Raw genomic sequence first — 24,250 nt, forward strand, 5'->3', positions numbered from 1 at the left:
GGATCGGAAATCCGTTCCCGATCCGAAACGACATCATCCCGTCGTCTTGGCGGGGGATGCGGGGGGCGTGCCGACCGACGTTTCGCCCAGCCAGGATCGACGGAACCGGACTTGCGCGGGCGTCAGGGGCCGGCCGAGCGTCTCGTCGGGCACGATCTGCATCGTGGGATCGGCGCCGAGCGTCAGCAGGGCGCGCCGCTCGGCGCCGCGCTGGCGATAGACGATGGGCAGGCGGTCGCCCGGCGCATGGGCCGCGAGCAGGGCGGTCCACGCCCCGGCATCGGCCAGCGGCTTGCCGTCGAGGCTGACGATCCGGTCGCCCTTGTCGAGCCCGGCGTCATAGAGCGGCGTGCCCGGCGCGGTGGCGCTGGCCAGGGTCAGGCCGTCTTCCCCCGCGACCGGCGTCGCGCCCGCCCAGGCGGCGTCGGCATGGGCCGGGCGCAGGGTCAATCCGGCCTGCGCTAGAAGCGGCGCGAAGTCGGGCAGCCCGCTGGCCGTCACGCTGCGCGCGAAGAAGCGGTCGGCAAAGCCCTGGTCGCCGGTCACCTGCGCCAGCGCCTGGCGGAGATCGTCAGGGCGATAGGGACGCTCGTTCCGGCCGTGGTTCCGCCAGAGCTGGCGCATGTAATCGTCCAGCGTCAGCCGCGGAAACGCCTGGCGCAGCTCCAGGTCGAGCGCGAGCGCGATGACCGCGCCGTAAGGGTAATAGGAAACGAAGATATTGGGATTGGTCGGGTCGATCGACTGCGCCGCGTCGACGAAGGGCGCGCGCAGGCTCATCTCCTGCGGTCCACCATAGCGGCGCGCGGGGGTGTTGAGCAGGCCGTTCAGCGTTCCCGACAATTGCCGGATATAATCCGCCAGCGGCATCTCGCCCGCGCGCAGCACCGCCAGCGGGCCATAATATTGGGTGAAGCCCTCCGCCAGCCAGAGCGACGGCGTGGCGTTGGCGCGGGTGAAGTCGAACGGCTCCAGTTCGGCGGGGCGGATACGCTCGACATTCCAGGCGTGGAAGAATTCGTGACTGAGCGTCTGGATCTGCTGGAAATTCGCGGCCGCCAGTGAGCGGGGCATGCTGATGACGGTCGAGTTGCGATGCTCCATCCCGTCGCCGCTGATGTGCGGCATATAGTCGGCCAGGAAGGTATAGGTGCCATAGTCGAAGGGCGGCGGCGCGCCGAAGATCGCGATCTGCTGGGCGACGACCTTCTTGGCCATCGCGGCGAAGCGGTCGACATCGGCGGCGCTGCCGTCGTGATGCACGGTCAGCCGGATGGTATAGCGCTTGGCCCCGTCCGCCACCGTCCAGCTGCGGACGTCATGCGCGGACAGCTCGACCGGGCTGTCCATGAAATATTGCAGGTCGCGCGCGGTGAAGACGGCCGGATCGTCGGTCGGGGCGAGCTGGGTCGCGATCTTCCAGTCGGGCCGGGGGTGGAAACGGACGCGGATCGGGCGGTCGTCCTGTCCGGTCGCCCAGAGGAAGGTCGCAGGGATGTTCAGCCGGGCATGGGTCGGATCGATCTGCGCATAGGTGCCGTCGCCGCGATCGCCGAACAGCGTGTAGCGGACGGTGACCGTCCCGTCATGCCCCGCGACCGTCCAGCCATAGGGATCGGTGCGCGTCACGCTCAGCGGGCGGCCCGCGCCGTCGGTGGCGGATACCGCATAGACGTTCTTGGCGAATTCGTGGAGCGCGTAGCGGCCGGGCGAGGACCGCGCCATCTGGAAGCGGACGGGGGCGCTGTCCAGACCGCGATAGGTGACGCTGACCTGCGCCTCGTGATGCTCGGGGTGGGGGAAGGCGATGTCATAGTCGACCGGCGCGCGCGTCGTGGTCGTCGCAGCCGTGTCGCGCGCCCGGGCCGTGGCGGGTGCCAGTCCGCCCAGCGCCAGCGCGATCGTCGCGGCCATCGTTACGTTGCGCATATATCCCCCTGCAAAGCGTCGAGAAACCCGATCTAGGCGCTACGGGGCGACGGGGTCCATCGCTTTTCCGAACCGGCATGGCGAGCGAGGGGCAGGGCAGGGGCGGGCGGCATATCCCGTCCGGGGCAGGCATCATGTCCGCCCGCATCGTTCGTCCATTTCCAGGGGAAATGTCGGATTGTCGGTTAAAGTGGCTCAACTAACATAATTGAAAAGCGGAGATTTTCCGTTTGAGCCATTTTTGCTCGTTCCCGCATGAGTGGCTCAAATTCTGATTTGCGGACAGGTAAATTGGCTCAACTGCAGTTCGCTAAGGGCGGCAGATGACTTTAATCACGCCCAATTTTTCTGAAAATCAAGCTTTGCGGCAACTCGGGTCTGGACGGTGCGCGACGATAGTCTCAATCACGTCTCTATTCCAAAGCCCCGGCATGGCTTCGGTTAAGCGCTCATCCTCCAGCCAATAATACGCGTCGGCGGGGATCATGTTCAGGGCGAGAGCGAGCTCCGGCAGTGTTACAAATTTCTGGGCGCGCGCCTCGACGTCAGCGACGCGGTAGAATTTCGGGTTCACGCCCCTGCTTGACAAGCCATCTAGGACCCGCACGGCACTCCCCGCGACATTGAGCAAACTCAACGCATCGTTCTGGATGATCTCAGGGGAGAAGGTGATTTCGAAGCTATCGCGATCGAATTGGAGGCCCTTCAACACATCGATATCTCGTGCGGAGATCACTATGCAATCTGCGACGCGCCGGTTCGCGCTGACCTCGAAGCACATATCTCCGTCGAGGAGCATCTTGATGACGGGCCCCCACGGCTTCGGTCGCCCACTCACGTGCTTCATGGCATGAATTAGAGTGACCGGGTCGGCGATCGTCTCCGCGGCTGAGGCACTCTTCGCGACCACTTCTTCGAACCTCATGAAGAAATTCTCGACGTCCTCTGGGTAGAAATGCGGACCGCTGTTCCGGATCGCTGGAGCCGACGCTGGTATGACGTCGAGCGCTGCGAGCTGTTCGACGCCATGGAGTGTGATGCCGAGTTCGTGTGCCAGAGACGATGCCGTCACCCGCTTGGTCCACATGTCGCTGAATGTGACGAGTTCACCACGATCGAACGCTGGGAGTTCGCGTGGGCCGTGCGCCCGCCGGTGCTGCGTGAAGTGTCCTTGCTCCCATGCCCACATCAAAACTTCAGTCGAGAGCCGCGCGATCTCGGTGGCGGGTCGGATCCCGACAGGCTTCAGGGAATTCGCGAGCTTGAGGGCATCGCGCCGGGATAGCGCGCCATTGGCTGCTTTCCCTGGATGAAATGCTGCCTGATATTGAGCCTTTTTCCTGTCTCCTGAACTCGCGGCGTCGCTGATCGCCAGCCATGCTGCTCGGATCTTGCTCCGCTGGGCGGGAGTGACGGCGAACTCCGCTATCTCGCCAAACCCTTCCGGCCAATCGATCACCGCCGTGCACGCGCGCCACAGTCCGTGCAGTCGCTCGCGTGGCTCGTTGATCGGCCGATCCTTGGCGTCGGGGTCTATGGCGTCCGCGAGGCGCACCACGGCCTTGAACATCCTGCTGCGGTCTGCCTCGCGGACTGCCGCTCGAAGGGCTTCCGCTGCGGCGGCGCGGGTCGAAGCGATCGGATCGACGAAGGCTCGCAGAACGTCGAGCGCTGGGTGCATGTCGGGCGGAACAGGAAAGGATTCGAGATCGGCGAGTGGATCGCCGCACCTATCGCATTCGTGGAGGTGCGATGCAGTGCGGGTCCAGTGCTGGATGACGCCGTCTGTTTCACACCAGCATCTATTCTGAAGCATGTCCCAGTGCTCGAGGCAGAACGGAATGGCGCGCAGCTCCCAAGTGGCGCGGTGGAAGGCGTAGGCGCGATCGCTGGGGCCGGATCGCTTGGCCGCATCGGCGCGGAATGCGGCGGGCGAGAAGCTACGGATCCGGGTCTCCAGCGCCTGCTCGTGGACGCCGAGACCGAAGAACGAGCGGTGGTCGCGTCCGAGGTCTTCGTATCTGCGCAGGAGAACATCCTGGTCTGCGACCCGCATGGCGTGCGCCAGCTGAGCGGTCTCGATATCTGGGCTCTCGGCGACTAGGACCTGATTTCGGTGGAGGAGGCCCATATGACGGAGGAGGCCCCAGCTGTTGGGAAGGTCGTTGATCGCGCAGGCGCGGTAGCTCAGGCTGCGAAGCGATTCCGTGGGCTTCGCGGTCACACCTGTGCGCAGCTGGCGCCAGTACTCGCGTGTGGATGGTGTGGCAGCGCGACCGCGACAAGCACATGCGGCATGTAGACGTCGTTCCCGCGGCCCGCCGGCAGCTTCACGGCGAACTCGTCGATGAGGATCTCCGGTGCGAGGTCCATCGTGGCATCCGTGTTCCCGCGCATCTTGTCCAGCAGGTTGGTGATCGTCGAGTTGGAGGGACGGGCGATACCGGCGGCGGTGCAGCGACGCTCGACCTCGTTGAGGACGTCGACGCGGCGTGACGATGGCCCGAGGTCGGTGATCGCCTCCCGCATGATCTCGACCGATCTCTGATCGATTCGCCGTACGGAGGGAAGGCGGTTCCCCGCACGCGCGCCCGGGAGCGATGCGGCCGACCGGCTCTCGCGCCAGATGCGCGCGATGTTCATGAAGGTCGACAGCGCGACGCCCATTCGCTTGGCGTAATCCTTGCGAACCTTCTCAGTGGGACGCCACAGCTTCACATACTCGTCTAGGATGGCGACGCGGCGGCGGATCTCGGGCCAGCGGGCCGGATCGACGCCGGTCAGATCAATCTCTTTTTCCATATGTCACTCCATTTCGAAGTTCTTCCCAAGGGGAGGGCCAGGCCCGCGGCGGGCAGGGTCGCCGTCTGCGCCGACGTGTTTGTCGGTGCCGACGTGTGGATTTCAGGTGGGAAGCGAGGCCATTGATCCGTTGGCGGATCGATTGTCGGGACCGGTCGATCGTGCGCGCGTGCGCGCGCTCGCGCCCGCGCATGTGGGCGCGGTCACGCGCGCGCGTGTCACGCGGATATGATGTCGTCCCACCGCGTTGCATGACGATGCCGCGCAGGACGGATGTTGGTGGACAGGGGAGGGGCGACCGCGTCGGCACGGAGCCGCTGGTCACGCCGGACGGACGCTATCCTGATCGTGCGCGGCCGGCTATGGCGTCGATCGGATCCCGCCATCAAGGAGGAGCGCCGTCAGGTCGGCGCTGGCCGCATCGGGCGATGCCGCGCTGAAGGTGGCGCGGGGCCGGGTTCAGGCGGCCAAGGTCGCGCTGAGCGAACGCGGGCCGGTGTGGTGGACGGATAGCGCGCCGGATGAGAATCGCAAGTTGGCTCGGAACTCGTCCTATGCGGATTGGTATGCTGAGGCTTCTTGGAGTCGATCCTGAAAGCCTTTTATCTGCATGCCTTCCTGTTGGATGCACGCTTTTCGTCCGGGTGCTAACAGCTGATTGATGGGGCAGGCCGGCGATATCATGCTGCTTGGAAAGATCAGAATGGCATGTATAGCAAGTGATGCTGGCGAATTCCTCGGTTTGGGCCGAGATGGACTTACTTGATACCGATCGATGGATGGCAGACCGGCATTTTTATATTTCCGCATCTGCAAGTGTTGAGTGGCTTGTCGCATCGACTGGCCAATCCTAAAGCCGCAGCAAGGCGACGAAGCGGGCGGTCGCTCTCCTCCGATATGGTGGAGAATGGCCTCGTCCGCATCGCGGTGGAATGCTACGATTGTCGCGGAGGGGGGCGAGTTTGGGGTTCGAGAAGCTAAATTATTACGAGTTCTTTGCGGGCGTCGGGATGGCAAGGGCCGGTCTCGGCGGTGATTGGCAATGCCTATTCGCCAACGACAGTGACAAGCTCAAATGCAAATCCTACTCCAAAAACTGGGCTGGCGATCACTTCGATCCACGCGATGTTGCCGAAGTTCGGGGCGGCGACCTGGCTGGACTTGCAGATCTCGCCTGGGCTTCTTTCCCTTGCCAGGATCTTTCTCAGGCAGGAGCGAAAGCCGGCCTTGGGGAAGCTGGCGGCGTGGCCGCAACCCGTTCCGGTGCGGTTTGGCCCTTCCTTCAGATCATCCGCGGATTGGCCGAGGACGGGCGTCACCCGGTTCTTCTCGCACTTGAGAACGTGGTCGGCCTTCTAAGCGCCAATGGCGGCAGCGACTTCCGCTCGCTCTGCGAAGCGCTGGGCGACATGGGTTATCGGTTCGGTGCCGTGGTCGCGGACGCTGCTCACTTCGTGCCGCAATCGCGACCGCGGGTGTTCATCATCGCGGTGCGAAGAGAGGTTCCGATCCCTGCCGGGCTACAGGCGGACATGCCGCAAGGTCCGTGGCATTCCCAGACGCTGCTTCGCGCTCGTGCCGGTCTCTCCCCGGCCGTAGCGTCGAACTGGATTTGGTGGGCTCCCGGTGCGCCGCCGGCGTCGAAGAAATTCGAGCTGGAAGGCATCATCGACCTGACCGATCGCGTCGCGTGGAATTCGAACGAGGCGACCGACCGCCTCATCGGCATGATGAGCCAGTCCCACCTCAACCGGCTCGAGGCAGCGAAGACGGCCGGCCGCCCGATGATCGGCAGCCTATATCTACGCATGCGCCCAACCGGCGAGAACGGGAACACCCAGCGTGCCGAGATCGCATTCGGTTCGACGCTCGGGTGTCTGCGCACTCCGAAGGGTGGCGCATCCCGCCCCCGGATCATCGTGGTGGAGGGCGAACGAGTCCGAACGCGCCTTCTCACCGTCGACGAGGCAGCCCAGTTGATGGGACTCGACGAGGATTTCATCCTCCCCGAGACCTACAATGAATGCTTCCGGCTTATCGGCGACGGCGTCGTTCCGGCGGTGGTGCGGTTCCTCGCGGACCGGCTGCTCGAACCGCTGGCGCATCATGCAAAGGCATTCGTCTCTGGCGCGATGGACCGGAAAGCCTCGGCGTGATTCAGGACGTGCAACGGTTGCAGATGCCGCCAACGACGTTGCACGAATGGGAGCGAGTCCTGGCCCGGGGGCTGCTGCGCGCCGACGGTGGTAACAGTGACGCCATCCGGTCCTTCGAGATCACGCCCGAAACGCTCGCCATGCACTGCGGGCTGGACGAGGAGCATGCCGACGCAGCGGAGGCCGCCTTCAGGCAGGCCCTTCGTGCAGATCCTCATCTGCACTGGTGCCTACAGCACGGCACCTTCAAGGTTCCCGGCAACGACCAGCCCAACTGCATCGCGATGCTCGCGCTCAGCCTTCTGGTGGATAGCCTGCTGGACGGCGTCTACGAGGACAAGGGTCAATACCGGGCGAAGCTGTCGGAATGGCTGGGCGAGACCCGTTCCTTCATGGATCTTCGCGGCATCGCGGCGATGTGGATGGAACTGGTGACCTGGCTCGACGGGCGGGTTGCCGCAGGCGCGCCGTTCCGACGTCTCGTCCTTCCGACCATCCCGCGCAGCTGGACTCACATCGGCTACACCCGATACCTGTCTTTTCCGACAAAGCGGGACATTCGCCTCCTCACGAAGCAGATCGGGCGGACGCCCAACGCCGGCATTGACCCCGCCGCGCTCGTCACACAGCTCGATCCCGTTGTCAGAAGCTCCGTCGCATCTCACGGGCTAAGGGCTGCCTTCGACGACTTCAGGACGGCTCTCAGGTCGGGGGCGGCCTCGGTCGATCACCGATTCTGGCGCCTGGTCATACGCGCACGGGAACAGGCGGGGCATGCCTCGCCTGTGCCGGGAAGCCTCGTCATGGAACTCGACGAGGATGGGGTCCGACGGTTCCGCGTCGGCGGTGGAACGGATGCAAGGGCGACGCCGGAGTTCCTTGGCAGTGCCGTCGGGTCACCAGCAGTTGCCGACAGCTCGAACCTTGGCCCATCGATCCGCCGTGGCATTCTCTTCTTCCGCTCCAGTGGTCTCGCCAGCTGGACGGCGACGGGTGAGCCATCGCCCGGCAACGGCCCTTTCCATCTAGGGATCGCACAACGGCACGCCCGTCTCGCCAGCGGAGCGATCGCGAATTTCGTGGCGTCCGGAACCTGGCTCGTCACCGATCAGCCCATTCCGGCTGGCACGGTGACGGACGTGCTCCGGCGCATCGGCATCACGAATGCCAAGCAGACCGTCAGGAGGATCGGCCTCGTCGACGGCATCCATGTCGGCTCGGCTTGGCTCGGCCAGCCTCGGTATCTGCCCTATCTCGACGGAGCCTCAGGCGAGGTCGAGATAACTCCGCTGGATGGGGGTTCGGCCGGAAGGCTCACCTGGGCCAATGGAGACCTGCGGTCGGCTCACCCCGTCGATGGGGAATTCTCGATCACCGATTCTGCCGCACATTGGGCGCGGCGCGCCTCGTTCGTTTCGCTGGCGGATATCCACGCCGATCTCGACGGTGCCAGTTATTCGATCCCGACGCAGACGGAATGGAAGCTGGTTTCGGCACAGCGCGTGGATCGTGCGGAGGCGATCGAGCCGACCTGGGATTCTGCACCATGCGTCGCGCAGGATGCGATCGAGGCGCTCTATGCGTGCTCGCGGTCGGGGATCACCGAAGGCGAGGCCATACAGATCATCGGTAGGGCGGTCGGGCGTCGCAGCTGGGACATGCTCAGGGCTCTGCAGGAGACGTCGTTCTTCGACGCGCGGCCGCGCCCTCGCTGGCGGGGCCGCACCTTCACCCTGGGTCGACCCAGGCTCAGCAAGGTCCGCTTCGGTGCCGAGGCCGGTCTGCTGGTGTCCGGCGCGATGCCCGCACGGCTCGAGGCTGACTTCCGAAGGACGGTAGGGCTGCAGGGTGGCATCCCCTTCCGCAGGTTGGCACGCGATTGCTACGCACCGCCTTTACTCGGTGCGATTGGGGTCGCAGCGGAATCGCTTTCTGCCGCGCTCGGCTGGCCGCTGACGGATGCACCCGCGCAGCCGGACGGGACTGCTGCGACCCGGTTGATCGAGACTGGAGTCAGTGGCGATGGATATCAGCCGTCATCATTCTGGGACTGGTCGCTCGGCCGGTTCCGCGTCGGTGCCGGGACCGGTTCGGACACCCGCGTTTCGCTCGTCCGGCTCGTCCATCCGGGCGGCCGGGATCACGACGTCTATCGCGTCAGGGGGCGAGCGGAGAGGTCGTTCCATTCCCGCCATGCCGCCATACTCGACGCGCACTCGCAGGCGGGGCGCCCCCTTTTCCAGTTCACTGCGGAAGGCTTGACCCGACTTGCAGCCGAGGGCGCTCTGCCACTCGAGATCATGGCCGCGATGCGCGTCAGAACGCTGTCCCACCCTGAGTGTGGAGAAGATGGCTGGCGCTATGTTGCGAGCAGACAGGATGCCATCTGGCTGTCCAGCCTATTGCCGGGGCTGATCGACGGCATGGAAAAAATCGGGGGGAGCCAGGCTTTGAACGCATATCGGCGCGGGCGAGGATCTCGCCGCCCCCTGTGGAGCGATGGGGGGATCGCCGCATGAAGGCGGACGTGGAGATCGATCGCGGCCTGCAGGCCGTCACGGATACGAAGCTGTTCGCCGGCCGCTTCGTTCGCAAGCAGGGTCAATACGGCACCGTCGCGGTGTTCGGATACCTGAATGCCGATGGGGTGGATGCGATCGCCGATCCGAAGCGGATTTTCCCGCGCGACGGCGTCGTCGAGACCCAGGGCCTGGGACAGCACGCCAATCTCAATCCGGGCGACTGGATCGAGTTCGACATCGTCAAGAACACGCGCTTCCGCGCGCCGGAATGGAAGGTGCATCACCTCCGGCGTCTGCCGCGGTTCGCGGTCTTGCCTGAAACCACGCTGCCGGCATACCGGGTGCTTCTGACCGGCGAAGGATGGGCCGGCGACGCTCGGCCCGGCCTCTGGGCCTTCCGCCTCAGCGGCGACATGGTGATCGTCGCCGAGATGGAGCTTGGCAAGGACCGAAGGCTTCGGGTCTCCCGCAGTTCGGCCCGCGAGGTGAAGTGCTACCGGTTCAGCGATGACGGCGTGGTGCGGCTCGGAGGCGGCGCGAAGGCCGATGATGTCTTCCTCGCACCGGCAGACGGGGAGATGTCGTCCTTCGACTGGTCGGACGAAGCGGATCACATTGCGCGCGTGGTGCGGTCTCTGGCGGGAAAGAGCGACACGAGGCTTGCCGACATCATCTCTTGGCTGGAGCTTCACAAGGATCACGAGACCGGGCGTGTTTCCGCCGCATCTGGTGAAAAGGAGCCCGCACTGGAGGCGCTCAGGTCCGGTGCGCTGGCAAGCCGCCTCCGCGCCGACCGAGAGTTGATGGAGGTCTATCTCGCTGCCGCCTTGCAGGACGACGCCGTCAAGGATGCCGTCGCCGCCTACGCCCGCGAAGGGCATGGTGCCGAATATGATCGGCTGCGGCAGGAGCTGGCAGAGGAGATCGCCGCCGAGAAGGCGAAGAGGCTGGACGAGCTGTCAATCGAGATGGACGCAGCCCGTGCTGCGGCGGTCGATCGTATCGATGAGGGCGTCCGCATACACGAGCAGGACGCCCGGCAGGCCGAACACGAACGGATCGAAGCCGCGCGCCGCGAGACCTCGACACAGATCGAATTGCTGGAGAAGAGTGTCGAGGAGCGGCGCGAGCAGCTCGAGATCGAGCTCGCCGACGAGAGTGGGAAGCTATGCGAGGCAAAGGCGGCAGTCGGTGCCGTCCAGGCGGAGCGGGACGGTGCCGAGGCGGAACTGGCGGCGGCACGCGATCGGGTTTCGGAGACGAAGAGGGAGATCGACAGGCTCCTCGCGATTGCAGATAGGCTCGGTCCGGTCGATCGGTCGCCCAGCGGTCCGCAGTCTGGTCCGAGGGTGGGCGGCATCACGCGGGTCTTTCCCGTCCATCCGAAGGTCGATGCGGCCGTGAAGGGGGATCTGATCGCGCGCCAGGTCATGCTTTCCGACAATGGCAAGGATTCTCTCCGCAGTCTCTTGGTCATGCTGCTTGCCGGAGAGGTGCCGATCATCACGGGCATCGAGACGACGGATCTTCTGCGCGTAGCGGAATCAATCGTCTGCCCTGGCCGGTTTGTCTCGATCGAGGCGGATCCGACGCTCATCTCGCTGGATGACCTCTGGGCCCGACCTGGTTCGGGTGTTCCGACCATGCTGGCGGCTGCCGCCGAGGCCGCTCGGGATGGAGGCGCGGTCCTCGTCGTGATCCGGGGCATCGAGCGATCAGGTGCCCGCTTCTGGCTGCCGGCCCTGAGCGATGCGCTTCGGAGTGGTGGTCTGCCGAGAGGCCTGCTGGTCTGTTGCACGGTTCAGGACGAGGAGCATGACGAGATCGTCGCTCTCCCGGACGATGTTCCGTGGCTCCGCGTCGCCGACAGCTTCACGCCGGGCGCGTCTTCTGTCGGTCCGTCGCTTCTGACGCACCCCCGAATCGATCTGGAGACACTCGATCCCGGGCCGGTCTTAACGGATCTTTCCACGGCGAATTCGATCGTCCTGGAAGTTGGCGAGGCACCCAGCCTGGATCTCGCAATGCGCGCGGCGCGCATGTTCGCGGGGGCTCGCCTCCTTCTCGGCACTGACGATGCCGCAAAGCGGATCGTCCTCAACATCGCGAAGCCGCTGGCGGCGCAATCCAGCAAATAGCAGATATCAGGGGTAACGATGCTCGATCCGATCGGCGGCTTCAACCGCATCAGAGACTTCTTCATCTCATATGTCGAGACGAGCTTCCGCATCTCCGATCGGAAGATCGCGGCGGAGCGGCGGCGCCTGCTTGAAACCACGAATGTCTTCGCGACCGCGTCGTTCGTCGAGCCGGTCCTGCGCTACCGGACTCATGATCTTCGGATAGACGAGATGGTCGGTGTCGCCGGCGGCCCCTTGGACGCGCTGCCGCGTCACGTCCAGGTCGCCTTTGCCGAGCTGGTGCTGTCTGGACTTTTCGAAGGCGACGATGCGACCGGCGAGGTCCAGCGCGTCGGTCGCTATGCGCCCTACAAGCATCAGATCGAGATGCTCCAGCGGGGCATCCAGTCGGGGCATCCGGGCATCGTCACTTCCGGCACCGGTTCGGGCAAGACCGAGAGCTTCATGTTGCCGATCATGGCGGCTCTTTCCCGCGAGGCTACCGGCTGGGCCAAGCCTGACGCTGGCTATCTCGACGCGCCGTGGTGGACCTCGCCGAAGGGCAAGTGGAGCCCGCAACGCGATGGGGAGAACCGCCCGGCCGCCCTGCGGGCTTTGGTTCTCTACCCCATGAACGCCCTTGTCGAGGATCAGATGGTCCGTCTGCGGCGCACCCTCGATTCCGACGAGGCGCGCGCGGTGATGGACGAAAGGTTCGAGGGGAATCGCCTCTTCTTCGGCCAATACACCTCATCGACGCCCGTGACGGGGTACGAGGATCACCCGCGCATCGCCGGAGGCGATGTGGAGAAGAAACGGCGCCAGCGGCGCCAGCGAGAGCTGCGCGTGGCGATGAGGAGGGCGAACCAGGAGCAGATCGACGCGCGCGCCCACGACGCCGCCGAGTTGAAGAAGACACAGGAGGAAGGCACGTCGCCGCCGGATCCGACGCGCTTCATCTTTCCGTCGCTTGACGGTGGGGAGATGCTTTCGCGCTGGGACATGCAGGAGACGCCGCCCGACCTGCTGGTCACGAACGCCTCCATGCTCGGTGCCATGCTATCGCGAGAGGTCGAGGAGCCAATCTTCGAGAAGACGCGGGAATGGCTGCACGACAACGACGACGCCTATTTCTACCTGGTATTCGATGAGCTCCATCTCATCCGTGGATCCGCCGGCACCGAGGTGTCGTTCCTCATAAAGTCGCTCATCCAGCGCCTCGGCCTCGATGATCCGGCGCATCGGCACAAGCTGCGCATCCTGGCTTCGTCGGCGTCGTTGCCGATGGATGGCGAGCCTGGCGTCCAATCGCGTAAATACCTGCGCGACCTCTTCGCGCCGTTCGGCACGAGCGCGAAGGCGGGCGACACGGGCTCTATCACCGAGGAGTTCTGGTCCGACTGCGTCGTGAAGGGGGAGGCTGACATACCGGCGTGGAAGGGCGGGTCGATCGACCCCGCTCCCTTCGTCAGGCTGGTCGAGGCTGCGCAGACCGGCGGACGGGATTTCATCGCCAAGATCGTCAAGACCGAAAGGCTCGAACAGGCGATCGCCGATGTCGCTGTGGCCCTGAACGTGACGTCGGTGGGCGATGCACAGATCCTCGGCGTCGCAGAGGCGGCCGCGGCAGTCCTGACTCACGCCTGCAGATCCGGCGATGGCGTCCGCGCCACGAGCATCGCCGACCTTGGAAAGCGCCTGTTCGGCGCGGCCACGGACGCGGACATCGCCGTCCAGGGGCTGATGCTCGCCCGCGCCCTGCCGGAAAGCGGTCAATGGAAGGGCCGCGTGTCGCAGGGCACGCCCTCCTTCCGGGTTCATGCCTTCGTCCGCAATGTGGAGGGCCTCTTCGGCGCTCCGGCTGTCGTCGACGACAGGATCACGTTCAGCGACCTCAGCGTCGAGCGCGGCCTGTCTCATGGGCAGCCTGATCCAGGCGAGGTCCGTGGTCGGCGCCTGTTCGAGATGCTCTACTGCGAGGCATGCGGCGATCTGCTGCTCGGCGGTCAGCGTGGCAAGCGCTTTGGTTCCAGTCGGTCGACCGAACTGCTGCCGTCGACGGCCGAGCTGGAAAACCTGCCGGAGCGCGCCGCGGCCGAGTATTACGACCGCATGTCGTTCGATCAGTTCGCCGTGTTCTGGCCGAGCCGCGCGACCCCCCATCAGGATGGCAGAGGATGGGACGGATGGGAGGCCGCCCATCTCGATCCCGAATCTGGCGTCGTCACGGCCGGCGACGCCATTCCAGACGGTCGGATCGGCGGGCGGCTATATGTCCAGTCGATGACGGCATCGCCGAACGGACATCGCACGGCTCAGCCGTTCTGCTGTCCGAACTGCGGCACCGACTATTCGAACCGATTGGCAAACTCGCGCTCGCGATCCCCGATCCGCGCATTCCGGACCGGCGTCAGTAAGGCGTCGCAGTTGGTCGCGACGGAGCTGTTCGAGCTGCTTCACGCCGTAGGCGCAGAAGCCAAGAGCATCGTCTTCTCCGACAGCAGGCAGGATGCCGCCAACCAGTCGCTTGAGATCGAGCGGCTCCATCTTCGAGATCTTCGCCGCGAAATCCTTGTCACCGTGGCGAGGGATTACATTGAGCGGGCGGTCGCCGCGAAGGTCGATCCGACGGTCGCCATGGCCGAGGCGCAGAAGCTGCTGGCTGCCAACGATACAGAGGGTTTCCAGAAGGCCATCTTGGCGATTTCAACGCAGGCCAATGACAAGGCAGTTTCCGTCGAGTCGCGTAAGGTCCAGGTCAGCAGGCTTTTCGACTACACCAACGGCAGCGAAGGGGTCGGGGCGCTGATCTCGGAATACGTCAATCTCGGGATTCACCCGTTCGACGAGGTTGGGCGCAAGCAATACAAGGGCCGCGACTGGTTCGAGGCCTTCGACAAGTCGGGCGCGTCGATAAGCTATGCCAACTGGCTTGGTGAGACCGAACAGAAGGATCTCGGCGTCAAGATCGAGGAGGAGCTGATGCACCTCGTCGACGACGTGATCTTCGCTAACACGTTCTTCGCCCTGGAGGAGACCGGGCTCGCATATCCCTCGATCAGTCGGGATTCCGGCCCGGAGATCGACAGGTGGGACGCATGGCTTCGCGTCTTCGCAAGCGCCACGCGCGTGCAGGAGAACAAGTTCTACGACCGGAACAGGAGCACCGATTGGGACCAGCCGGGCAAGGTCAGGCCGACAAGTCGCGTCTGGAAGTTCGCGAATGCGCTCGACGGTGACACCACCGACAATCTGAGGGACGTGCTGGCGGCGCTGGAGAAGCATGGCCACCCGAATGGCCTCGTTCGTGTCGGAAAGGTGTTTCTCCGCATTTCGGAGGCTGGCGATGCGTTCTGGCGTTGCGGCTCCTGCGAACGAGTGCATCTGCATCGCGGCGTTGGTCAGTGCACACGCTGCTACAAGCCCTTGCCGCAGGAACGTAGCGGTGTCGTCGAGCAGCTATGGGAAGAAAATTTCCTCGGGCGCCGGATCGTTCGGGGCAAGGAGGATGGCGTTGCGCGCTTCCGCCTCCGGTGCGAGGAACTGACAGGTCAGACCGACGACTTTTCCGACCGCCTGCGGAAGTTCAAGAGCATCTTCGTTGACGATCTGGGGCCGGTGGCGAGGCTGGCCCGAGAGATCGACATGCTCTCGGTCACGACCACGATGGAGGTCGGCATCGACATCGGCTCGCTGCAGACCGTCTATCAGGCGAACATGCCGCCGCAGCGGTTCAACTACCAGCAGCGCGTCGGCCGCGCGGGTCGCCGCGGCCAGGCATTCTCCTTTGTCATCACCTTCTGCCGCGGTCGCAGTCACGATGCCTATTACTTCGCGCATCCTGCCGCGATCACTGGCGATCCGCCACCGCCGCCGTTCCTAGCGACGGGCCACGATCCGATTCCGCGTCGCCTTCTGACGAAGGTGTGGCTGCGCGCGGCTTTCCAGAAGGTCCGCGAGGATTTCGTAGATGAGGGCGGAACGTATCCGGGTGATCTGCTCGTTCCGCCGGACGTTCATGGCGAATACGTGCCGACGGACGACTATTACGGCGATATCGACGGCTGCGAGTGGCCGACGAGATTGAGGGGGGCGCTGGAGGCGACCATCGCTCAGCGTGATGCCTATATCGACGCCGCTTGTATCGACACTGTTCAACGTGAGCGCCTGCGCTCGGAATCCACTGTCGACAGGCTGATGGAGGAGATTGAGAAGCAGAGGGAGTTCAAGCCGGTCAATCGGCAGGGGCTGGCGCAGTTCCTCGCCGAGAGGGGGCTGCTCCCGATGTATGGAATGCCCACGCGCGTTCGCCAGCTCTATTTGGGGGTGCGACCCGACTCCGACGAGAAGGATCCCGATTACTCGTGGTCGACGATGGATCGCGATCTCGACACCGCTGTGTTCGAGTTCGCCCCTGGTGCGGTGCTGACCAAGGACAAGCAGCGCCATCGCGTGATCGGCTTCACCGGCACACTGTCGCCGCCGGAACGGCGCGGCAAGTTCGTGTCGGTGGAGAGCATGTCGCGCTGGGTGGAATCCGAGCATCAGGTCGCACTCTGTCCAGCCTGTGGCTCGGCCCGATACAGTCTGGGCAAGCCGAAGAGCGCGCGTCCCTGCGAGGACTGCGGCGGCGATATCGATCCCGCCGAGTTCAAGGATTATGTCACGCCGGCTGCCTTCCGCACCGATTTCAAGGCGGCCGAGACCGACCTCGACACCGTTGGCCGCATGGCAGTCCGGACGGTGGCCACTGTCCTGCATGCGGGTGAGGTCGCGGACGCGGGCAATCTGCGTGTCCGCCGTGGCGCAGGCGTGACGATCATGCAGCTTAACGACGGCACCGACGATGACGCTGGCTTGCCCAGCAGGTTCACCGTCCGCGAGGCTGAGGATGGGTATGTCCGCATCCCTAAGGCACCGCATGCCGTCCTTCAGAGCAATCAGGCGATCGATCTCGACGAGTTGGCCGCGCAGACCAGCCGGTGGACGGAGACGCCGAACACAGAGCGCACGTTCGGCCTTATCTCGAAAAAGGAGACAGACGCCCTCTACCTGGAACTGCTCTGCTTCGACAGCCGGCTTACGCTCGACCGCGTCGCTAGAAAGGGGGATTTCAGTCACCTGCCGACCCGAGCCGCAGCCATCAGCGCCACGCAGATCCTGGTGCAGAAGGCTGCTCTGGATCTCGACGTCGCCTCCGACGAGTTCGAGGCTCTCGAGCCGCGACTGCGCGAGGGCAAGCCGATGCTCCAGATCGCTGATTCGCTGATCAATGGTTCCGGCCTCAGCCGTCGGCTTGGCGATAATCGTAGCGACGGGACGCCCCATATCGTGCATCTCATCCGCGAGACGCTGGCGAACGAGGCGATCTGGCCGCTAGTCGATTTCCTGCGAATCGATGAGGACGGTGATCACGCGGCCCGGTGCCAGTCGTCGTGCTACCGGTGCATCCAGCGATACGGCAACAGGTCGTATCACGGCCTGCTCGATTGGCGGTTGGGGCTTTCCTATCTGCGGGCTCTGGTGACCCCCGGATACAGCGCTGGTCTCGATGCCAAGGATCAGAGCCTTCCTGAGCTGGCGGGATGGCACGATCGTGCGTTCGCGCTCACGAAGTCGGTGGCCGGGATGCGCCCCGATTCGCTTTCGGCGGAGATGCACGGGCCGTCGAAGCTCCCCGCGCTGCGCGAGCGGCACAAGGGTGGCGACACGTTCCTGATCGTTCATCCTTTGTGGCGGACCGACGGTGATTTCGGCAGGAAGCTCAGCGGCGGAGCGGACGTGAAGTTTCTGGACACGTTCAATCTCGAACGTCGCCCGCTCCGGGCGATCGAACTGGCGCAATTGGCGCAACAGCCTGCCCCATGAGCGCACGATCCCGGATCCTTGCCCATATACGGGATGACGAAACCAACCTCGCCCGCTTCCGCGTCGAGCTGGCGGAGGCGGCCACCATGCGCTTGGACATAGGGGACTGGAAGAAGTTCGTCGTGCTCCATCGGCTTGAGGATTGGGCAGACGGGCGGTCGAGATTCTATCGTAGCATCCAGTGGCGGGACTCGGACGCCGAGGACGAGGTTCTCGACTCGGTCAGCCGTCTGGTCGAGCACGGTGACGAGGCGGTGTTGATTTCCACTGAGAGCTAACCCGGCGAAGGCATAAATTTTCACCGAGAATTGACCCGTGTCTCAACCTCACCCCGGCGAGCTGTCGGGGGGCAAGGAGTGATAGACAGGGCGTTACTGAGCGTCATCCGGCGCTGGGCATTTCGTGATGGGATGTCGATCCGGGAGATAACCCGCCGCACGGGACTGTCGCGTAACACGATCCGCAAATACTTGCGGTCGGACGTGGTGGAGCAGAAGTTCGAGATGCTCGTCCGGCCGAGCAAGCTGGATCCGTTTGCCGAGCGGCTATCAGGCTGGCTGAAGACGGAGACGGCCAAATCGCGCAAGCAACGGCGCACGGGCAAGCAGATCCACGCCGATCTGGTCGCGCTGGGCTATGACAGCTCTTACAGTCGGGTAGCGGCTTTCATCCGGGCGCGGAGAGCGAACCGTCAGGTCCAGGTGCAGACGACGGACCGGGGCACGTTCGTGCCGCTGGTGTTCATGCCCGGCGAAGCCTTTCAGTTCGACTGGAGCGAAGACTGGGGCGCGCCCAAATGCTGGGTCTGTACGTCCGCGTCCGGACGAGCATCGCGTCGGTCCGGATTACTTCGGATGGCGGCGGTCGCGCGCCTGGCGTCCGCGCTCACAGGCGTCGTGCAGGAACGCGCTGAGCTCCTCGGCAGGCACCGTCTCGGCCTTGTAGACGACGCTGCGGCCGATCTTTTCCGACGAAACCAGCCCCGCGCGTTCCAGAATCGCCAAGTGAGCGCTCATGGTGTTCGGCGTCGTGCCGATGGCGGCGGCGATGTCGCTGGACGCCATGCCAGACGGCAGCGCGTCAACGAGCGCGCGGAACGCAGCGAACCGGCTCGTCTGCGACAAGGCGCTCATGACCTGTAAGGCATGCATCTTTTCCACTCCAATCATTCTAGGTTGGCTCCGCCCCATAGGAAAGGGGCATCCATTATCGTTAATGCGGCGTTTACACTACAATAATTCGCGAAGTGTTGTATTGTTTCGGTTGCGTACCATATCGTGGTGCGTCGGCGGCCGTCGCCATCGCCGACAGTGACGCTGTCGGCGACGATGGAGTGACGTATGGACATGAGCGCAGCAGGAAGCATCGATGCCGGTCAGCACCCCGGCAATCGCCAGAACGGGCTCGACGTCGAACCGGCTCGGCGTATCGGTGCGCTGTTCCCCGACCCGTTGGACGAGGATGGGGCCGCTGACGAGATCGTCGTCACGACGCGCCGCGCGATCGGTCGAGTGGCGCTGGTGGCGACCGAGACGGCGACGCGCTTCCAGCGGGATGCGGTGGAGCACGATCCGATGAGCTGGATGTTCGCGCCGCGGCAGCTGTTCGGCGGCGCCGCGGCGGTCGACGCCTGCCTCGACCGACGGGACTGCATGCGTGGCATTCTGCTGCATGGGCTTGGCATCGGGCTGGACGCCGATCGTTCGGCCATGGACGAGTTGCTGGCGGGCGACGGCGACGACCGCAAGGGCCGGTTCCTCTTCAGCCACCAGCCTTCGTCGCGGTCTTCGCGTGGCCGCCGCAAGCCGACGCCGCGCGCGCGCATGTATACGGCCACGATCGTCGACACGCGCGACAACCGGATGATGCAGGTCTTTCACGCCAGCATCGCGCGCGACGTTGACGAGGTGCGGACGCGTCTTGCCGGGCGCTTCGGTTCGGATGTCGCCGATCTCGCCGACATCCGCCAGGGCGTGCATGTGGCCTCGCCCCCTGTGCTCGCTCTGGTGCCGGAGCCGGTTCTCGATCTTATCCGGAACATGGAGCAGGATTGCTCCAGCCCCACCGCGCGGCACTTCGCGGTCGACATCGAGATGGGGATCCAGGCTTAACAGACCGGATATGATGGCTGGAGCCGGGCACTCGTCTCCCCAGGGAGCATCGTCCCGCTGCCGCCGAGGCATCCACCCGTTCTGACCCGAATTCGGGAGATATACATGACCTTGCATGCCCAAGTCGGCCGCGCTGAAGGGGCCGGCGACGCGAACGTGCGCGTCCTGCATCCGCTGCGTCTTCATGAAGGCCCAACCGGCGATGGAGTCGGTCGCGGTCTTCACATCGGCGTGGCGATCGACGTCGAGACCACGGGCCTAGACGTGGACACTGGGAAGGTGATCGAACTCGCCATCCGCCGCTTCCGCTACGACGCCGATGGCGTGATCACCACCATCGATGAGGCGTTCGAGTGGCGGCAGGATCCGGGAGAGCCGCTCACCGCCGACATCACTGCCCTGACCGGCCTGACGGACGCGGACTTGGTCGGTCGGGAGATCGACGAGGCAGAGGCCACTAGGCTGCTAAGGTCGGCCAGTTTCGTGGTCGCGCACAACAGCGCGTTCGACCGCCGTTGGGTCGAGAAGCGTCTGCCTGGTGCCGCCGGACTGAACTGGTGTTGTTCGATGCGTCAGGTGGATTGGCGCGCCCGGCATTTCGATGGCCGCGTTCTCGGCTATCTGCTGCTGCAGGCCGGCTTCTACCACTGCGGTCACCGCGCATCGGCGGACGTGGATGCCCTGATCCAGATGCTGCGCCACGTCGATGCCGATGATCGGACCGCTCTGTCGGAAATGATCGAAACCGCTGCGAAGCCGACCTGGATCGTGCGCGCCACGGGCGCGCACTACGACCTCAAGAATCAGCTCCGGGCGCGCGGTTATCGCTGGGATGCCGCAGCCGATCGTAAGGTCTGGTGGCGCGAGGTCGCCGACGATCAACTCGTCGCCGAGCAGGCCTGGCTCGCGGCTAACGTCTACGCGGCCGACGCCCGCCCCCAGAAGATCTGTCCCGAGATCGCCCGCGTGACCCCGCGGACCCGCTTCCTCTGATCCAACCCCCCAATCGAAGGAGAAGAAAGCCATGGCCAGAAAGAACACGCCGACGTCTCGCAAGGCTCGGTCGACCGCCGTCGCCGTGACCGCGCAGCCTCTCACCTCAGCGATGGAGAGTCGAATCGCGCCGGTGATCGGCTCGGGCCTTGCCCTCGCGAAGCTGCCGGGTGACGGCGGGGAGGTGACCCTGGCGAACGGCGTGACCCGCATCACCGGCAGGAACTATACGACAGCCACGGGAACGGTGCCCACCGCCGAGATCTATTTCGTCGATGACGGCAAGCCCCGTGATGACGGACCCTGGCTCGGAGAGGCCGACAAGCTCGCTTGGGTCGATCCAGCCACCGGGTATGAATGTATCGTGATGCGCGACAACCCGGCGGGCTATCTCAGCGGGTTCGTAGGGGTGCCTGAGACCCATCCGCTGTTCGGGTGGAACCATGAGGCGATCCCCGCCGAGCTTGGCATCGAGGTGCATGGCGGGTTGACCTACTCGCGGATCTGCGACTCCGGCCCGTCGCCGCAGCGTAGTCTCATTAGCGAGGCCAGGCGGATCTGCCATGTAGTGGTCGGCCACAAGCCTCTTCGGAACGCGACCGAGCACGATCCTGGCACCGGTCACTGGTGGTTCGGCTTCGACTGCAACCACCTGTACGACGTCGTGCCCAACGACGCCCGTGATCGTGGGCGCTTCATGGGCGCGGAGACCGCCGCCGAGTACCGCGACGATGGCTACGTCGTTCGTGAGGTGCTCAATCTCGCTGCGCAATTGAAGGCGATCGCGCAAGGCGAGGCCGTCCCGCCGCGGGAGGGGCCGCCGCTGCCCGCCATCGGCCTCGATCCGCAGCGGGGTGGCATGTGATGGCGCGCGATAGGCACATCCCGGGTGAGCTGCCGTGGGGCTGGTGGCTGCGCGCGCGCGACAACAGGTTCGAGGACGAGGATGGCCGGTCTTGGCGTACGGTCCGCGACGCGTTCTGGCAGGGGGAACTCGGCTTCCATCCTGTCCACTTCGCTCCCGAGCAGCACGAGCTCATGCTCCGGGTCATGTCGGCGATTGACGCCCCCGGCCTCGGTGATGGCGAGAGTCGGCATGATCTGTTCGCCGGCGACATGATGTTCTGGCGCTTCTACCACTGCTGGTTGGCGGCGATCGGCATGCTCGATCTCAAGGTCACAGCCCCGGCGACGTCGAACCCGCTCAGCGCGCGACTCAGTCCCGAAGGCAGATCGGTCCTGATGATGCTGCGTGCGACCCGCGATCCGGCCTGGGAGGGATTGCCGATGGCGGCCGTCATGGAGGCGGTGACGGCGGCGTGTCCGGGCTCGGAGGCCGCCGATCGGGAAAACGCTCTGCGCTCCTTCGAAGACGGCGTCGGCTTTCGTCGTCATCTCTTCGCGCGGGAGCGGATCGGTCGGGCGCATCTCGTCACGTTGACCAGCATGGCGAAGGGCAGCGGTGCTAGGATGCCGACCAGGCGCGTCACATGGTCGATGTCCTTCAACGACGCAGCGACTCGCGATCACCTGTTCGCGTGGCTGGCATGCAGGATCGATCGCTGGGATGATTGGGGCGAGGTAGCCTTCCGGCAGGGGGCTGACAGCCTCACCCGGCACATGCTCGGGCTGATCGTGGTCGCGCAGAGGGAGGGCACGTTCCGATGACACCGGCCGATCAATCGCTGGCGATCCGCGAGATCGCCGGCAAGCGTGCCCGCGACGAGGCGCGGATGTTGAATCGTCTGGTCGAGAACATGCGGCTTGCGTCGTTCAGATCCTACCTGGCCGTCACCATGGACTCGATGTCCGCGATCGTGCCGGAGGTGCTCGCTCTCGCCGGATCGAATGTCCCGGATGCGATGCAACGGCTGCGGCCGGGACATCGATGGCCATCGATCACCACTTGCAGGGCGGGACGCGACGATCCCGGCTCCGTGACCGGCCGCAGGATCAAGGCGGGCGCCGTTTGTCCCTGGCGCCCTGAACCGCTGATCGCCGAGGCGATCGTCTGCGACGGCATCGAAGGACCGTTCGTGGAGGTGAAGGTGTACGGTGCGTCGCTCGAGGTGAAGCTTCGGGGCGAGGGCTTCGTCTTCTTCACGCACGGCGGGATGGGGTTCGTCATGCTCGAACGCCTGCTGCCGGAGACCGTCATCAACTCCTGCGTGGGCCACCTTCTGCTGGACGTCATTGAGCATCCACTCTTCGGCGATCGAGACTTTATTATTTCGCAGTCCGCGCAGGTCAGGGGAGGATCGTCACTTGCATTCGATGTGGGACGCACAAACCTAGAGGTGCCTTGGAGATCATAAAGGAAATTTAAGACAATCAAACATGTTCTCGTAGGATCACCTGATTGAGATAGTACCAATCCACCCAATTTCGATGTCGTCAACTAACTTCTTGGTGCAACGGTCGCTTAACATGGCGCGGGGTAGCCGGGCGACATCTTGGGATATGCGCTTGGGCACGGCCACCCCAACAGCAATCGCGTCATTTACGGGAATAGGTGGGCGCGTGCCCTACGCCCAGTGTGCTCGTTGACCGTGATCCAAAGCGCCAAAAAATTACATAATTCTCCGCGACCATGATCGACCGATGGAGATTAGCAATTTTCTTGATTTGCCGGTTCACCTGGGTGTTGGCGGATGACCTGTTTTGTCGATGCCACGAACTGCTCATTTCGAAAAAAATGAGCAGTTCGGCGTGAAAATCTACACCGATCGGAATGCCGCTAATGGCTCAAACGGAAACTTGAGCCACTCTAAACGACATTCCAACAGGAAACTGGAGGCGCGACCGGGAATCGAACCCGGGTGCAAGGATTTGCAGTCCTCTGCGTCACCACTCCGCCATCGCGCCTCGATGCGGTGAGGCGCGCCCTTTGCGCAGCTTTTGGGGCGGCGTCAACCGCTCATTCATCCAAATGTCGCATTCTTGGCAAAACCCGCTAGGTCATGACCCCGCTTGATCGCGTACTCCGCTTGGCGAGGGCGGGCCCGCGCGATAGAAGCGGCAGGATTGATTTAGTGTATTGCACGGCTAAAACGGTTGTGCGACAGGGATGGGCCATGATGACGATCAGCAATGATTCCTCGAATTTCGACGCGATGCGCCACGCGATGGTGGTGAGCCAGCTGCGCACCACGGCGGTCAGCGACCAGCGTGTCGTCGCCGCAATGGCCCGCGTGCCGCGCGAAACCTTCGTGCCCGAGGCGCTTCGTCCTGTGGCTTACCGCGACGGGACGCTCGATCTGGGCCAGGGGCGCGCGATCAACCTGCCGATGGCGACCGGCCGCCTGCTGACCGAGGCCTATCTGGAGGCGGGCGACCGCGTGCTGCTGATCGGCGCGGCGACCGGCTATACCGCCACGCTGCTGGCCGAGATCGTGGCCGAGGTGGTCGCGGTCGAGGAACAGGGTGATCTGGTCGCCGCCGCGCGCACCGCGCTGGCCGGGCAGGGCAAGGTCACGCTGGCCGAGGGCCCGCTCAAGGCCGGTCATGCCGCCGGTGCGCCTTATGACGTGCTGATCGTCGATGGCGCGGTCGAGGAACTGCCCGCCGCCCTGGTCGAGCAGGTCAAGGTCGATGGCCGCATCGTCACGGGGCTGGTCGAAAACGGCGTCACCCGTCTGGCCAGCGGCCGCCGGACCGAGGGCGGCCACGGCGTGCGTCCCTTCGCCGATGCCGAATGCACCATCCTGCCGGGCTTTGCCCGTCCCCGCGCCTTCCAATTTTGAGTGTCT

15 protein-coding genes, 1 tRNA gene and 1 pseudogene are annotated in these 24,250 nt (G+C 64.6%); 12 read left to right on the forward strand and 5 right to left on the reverse strand.

Features of this window, described 5'->3' with window-relative positions:
* Positions 1 to 33: 33 nt before the first annotated feature.
* The 3 genes from QE363_RS08825 to QE363_RS08835 form a co-directional block, all read right to left on the reverse strand.
* Positions 34 to 1,929 carry a M61 family peptidase gene (locus QE363_RS08825; RefSeq protein ID WP_309694466.1) on the reverse strand — a complete coding sequence of 632 codons (1,896 nt, stop codon included), beginning with the start codon at positions 1,927 to 1,929 and terminating at the stop codon, positions 34 to 36.
* A gap of 355 nt (positions 1,930 to 2,284) precedes the next feature.
* The gene (locus QE363_RS08830) at positions 2,285 to 4,153 is read right to left on the reverse strand and encodes a hypothetical protein (protein ID WP_309694469.1); all 1,869 of its coding nucleotides are present in this window, start codon (positions 4,151 to 4,153) and stop codon (positions 2,285 to 2,287) included.
* Positions 4,150 to 4,731, reverse strand: coding sequence for a hypothetical protein (locus QE363_RS08835; protein ID WP_309694471.1), 582 nt, complete (start codon positions 4,729 to 4,731; stop codon positions 4,150 to 4,152). The genes QE363_RS08830 and QE363_RS08835 overlap by 4 nt, the downstream gene beginning before the upstream one ends.
* Before the next feature lie 962 nt (positions 4,732 to 5,693).
* Between QE363_RS08835 and QE363_RS08840 the strand changes: the two genes are divergently transcribed.
* From QE363_RS08840 to QE363_RS08865, 6 genes and pseudogenes are all read left to right on the forward strand, one after another.
* Positions 5,694 to 6,887 (forward strand): DNA cytosine methyltransferase, encoded by a 1,194-nt coding sequence (locus QE363_RS08840; RefSeq protein ID WP_309694474.1) that lies wholly within the window; start codon positions 5,694 to 5,696, stop codon positions 6,885 to 6,887.
* The gene (locus QE363_RS08845; RefSeq protein WP_309694476.1) at positions 6,884 to 9,406 is read left to right on the forward strand and encodes a hypothetical protein; all 2,523 of its coding nucleotides are present in this window, start codon (positions 6,884 to 6,886) and stop codon (positions 9,404 to 9,406) included. Before QE363_RS08840 ends, QE363_RS08845 begins: the two co-directional genes overlap by 4 nt.
* The gene (locus QE363_RS08850; protein ID WP_309694478.1) at positions 9,403 to 11,547 is read left to right on the forward strand and encodes a hypothetical protein; all 2,145 of its coding nucleotides are present in this window, start codon (positions 9,403 to 9,405) and stop codon (positions 11,545 to 11,547) included. The genes QE363_RS08845 and QE363_RS08850 overlap by 4 nt, the downstream gene beginning before the upstream one ends.
* Before the next feature lie 18 nt (positions 11,548 to 11,565).
* Complete coding sequence (locus QE363_RS08855) at positions 11,566 to 17,397, forward strand: DEAD/DEAH box helicase (protein ID WP_309694482.1); 5,832 nt, start codon at positions 11,566 to 11,568, stop codon at positions 17,395 to 17,397.
* Positions 17,394 to 17,675 carry a hypothetical protein gene (locus QE363_RS08860; RefSeq protein ID WP_309694487.1) on the forward strand — a complete coding sequence of 94 codons (282 nt, stop codon included), beginning with the start codon at positions 17,394 to 17,396 and terminating at the stop codon, positions 17,673 to 17,675. Before QE363_RS08855 ends, QE363_RS08860 begins: the two co-directional genes overlap by 4 nt.
* A 132-nt stretch (positions 17,676 to 17,807) precedes the next feature.
* Positions 17,808 to 18,182, forward strand: a pseudogene (locus QE363_RS08865) (IS21 family transposase); the annotation flags it as partial.
* Between the two features lie 60 nt (positions 18,183 to 18,242).
* Here QE363_RS08865 and QE363_RS08870 read toward each other — a convergent pair.
* A complete protein-coding gene (locus QE363_RS08870; RefSeq protein WP_309698154.1) occupies positions 18,243 to 18,548 on the reverse strand; it encodes a metalloregulator ArsR/SmtB family transcription factor in 306 nt (101 codons plus the stop codon).
* A 189-nt stretch (positions 18,549 to 18,737) separates the two neighbouring features.
* On the opposite strand from QE363_RS08870, the gene QE363_RS08875 reads away from it, so the two are divergent.
* The 5 genes from QE363_RS08875 (at position 18,738) to QE363_RS08895 (ending at position 22,816) form a co-directional block, all read left to right on the forward strand.
* A complete protein-coding gene (locus tag QE363_RS08875; protein ID WP_309694491.1) occupies positions 18,738 to 19,508 on the forward strand; it encodes a hypothetical protein in 771 nt (256 codons plus the stop codon).
* Positions 19,509 to 19,613: 105 nt separating this feature from the next.
* Positions 19,614 to 20,501, forward strand: a complete 888-nt coding sequence (locus tag QE363_RS08880) for a 3'-5' exonuclease (RefSeq protein WP_309694494.1) — start codon at positions 19,614 to 19,616, stop codon at positions 20,499 to 20,501.
* Positions 20,502 to 20,532: 31 nt separating this feature from the next.
* Positions 20,533 to 21,366, forward strand: coding sequence for a hypothetical protein (locus QE363_RS08885; RefSeq protein ID WP_309694496.1), 834 nt, complete (start codon positions 20,533 to 20,535; stop codon positions 21,364 to 21,366).
* Positions 21,366 to 22,169: a hypothetical protein gene (locus QE363_RS08890; protein ID WP_309694497.1), complete on the forward strand. Its 804-nt coding sequence runs from the start codon at positions 21,366 to 21,368 to the stop codon at positions 22,167 to 22,169. The genes QE363_RS08885 and QE363_RS08890 overlap by 1 nt, the downstream gene beginning before the upstream one ends.
* Positions 22,166 to 22,816: a hypothetical protein gene (locus tag QE363_RS08895; protein WP_309694499.1), complete on the forward strand. Its 651-nt coding sequence runs from the start codon at positions 22,166 to 22,168 to the stop codon at positions 22,814 to 22,816. Before QE363_RS08890 ends, QE363_RS08895 begins: the two co-directional genes overlap by 4 nt.
* Before the next feature lie 476 nt (positions 22,817 to 23,292).
* Here QE363_RS08895 and QE363_RS08900 read toward each other — a convergent pair.
* Positions 23,293 to 23,366: transfer RNA gene (locus QE363_RS08900), tRNA-Cys, on the reverse strand.
* 209 nt (positions 23,367 to 23,575) lie between these two features.
* Between QE363_RS08900 and QE363_RS08905 the strand changes: the two genes are divergently transcribed.
* Positions 23,576 to 24,244: a protein-L-isoaspartate O-methyltransferase gene (locus QE363_RS08905; protein ID WP_309694501.1), complete on the forward strand. Its 669-nt coding sequence runs from the start codon at positions 23,576 to 23,578 to the stop codon at positions 24,242 to 24,244.
* Positions 24,245 to 24,250: the final 6 nt, after the last annotated feature.

This window comes from Sphingomonas sp. SORGH_AS_0870 (genome assembly GCF_031453175.1).
Taxonomy (GTDB): domain Bacteria; phylum Pseudomonadota; class Alphaproteobacteria; order Sphingomonadales; family Sphingomonadaceae; genus Sphingomonas.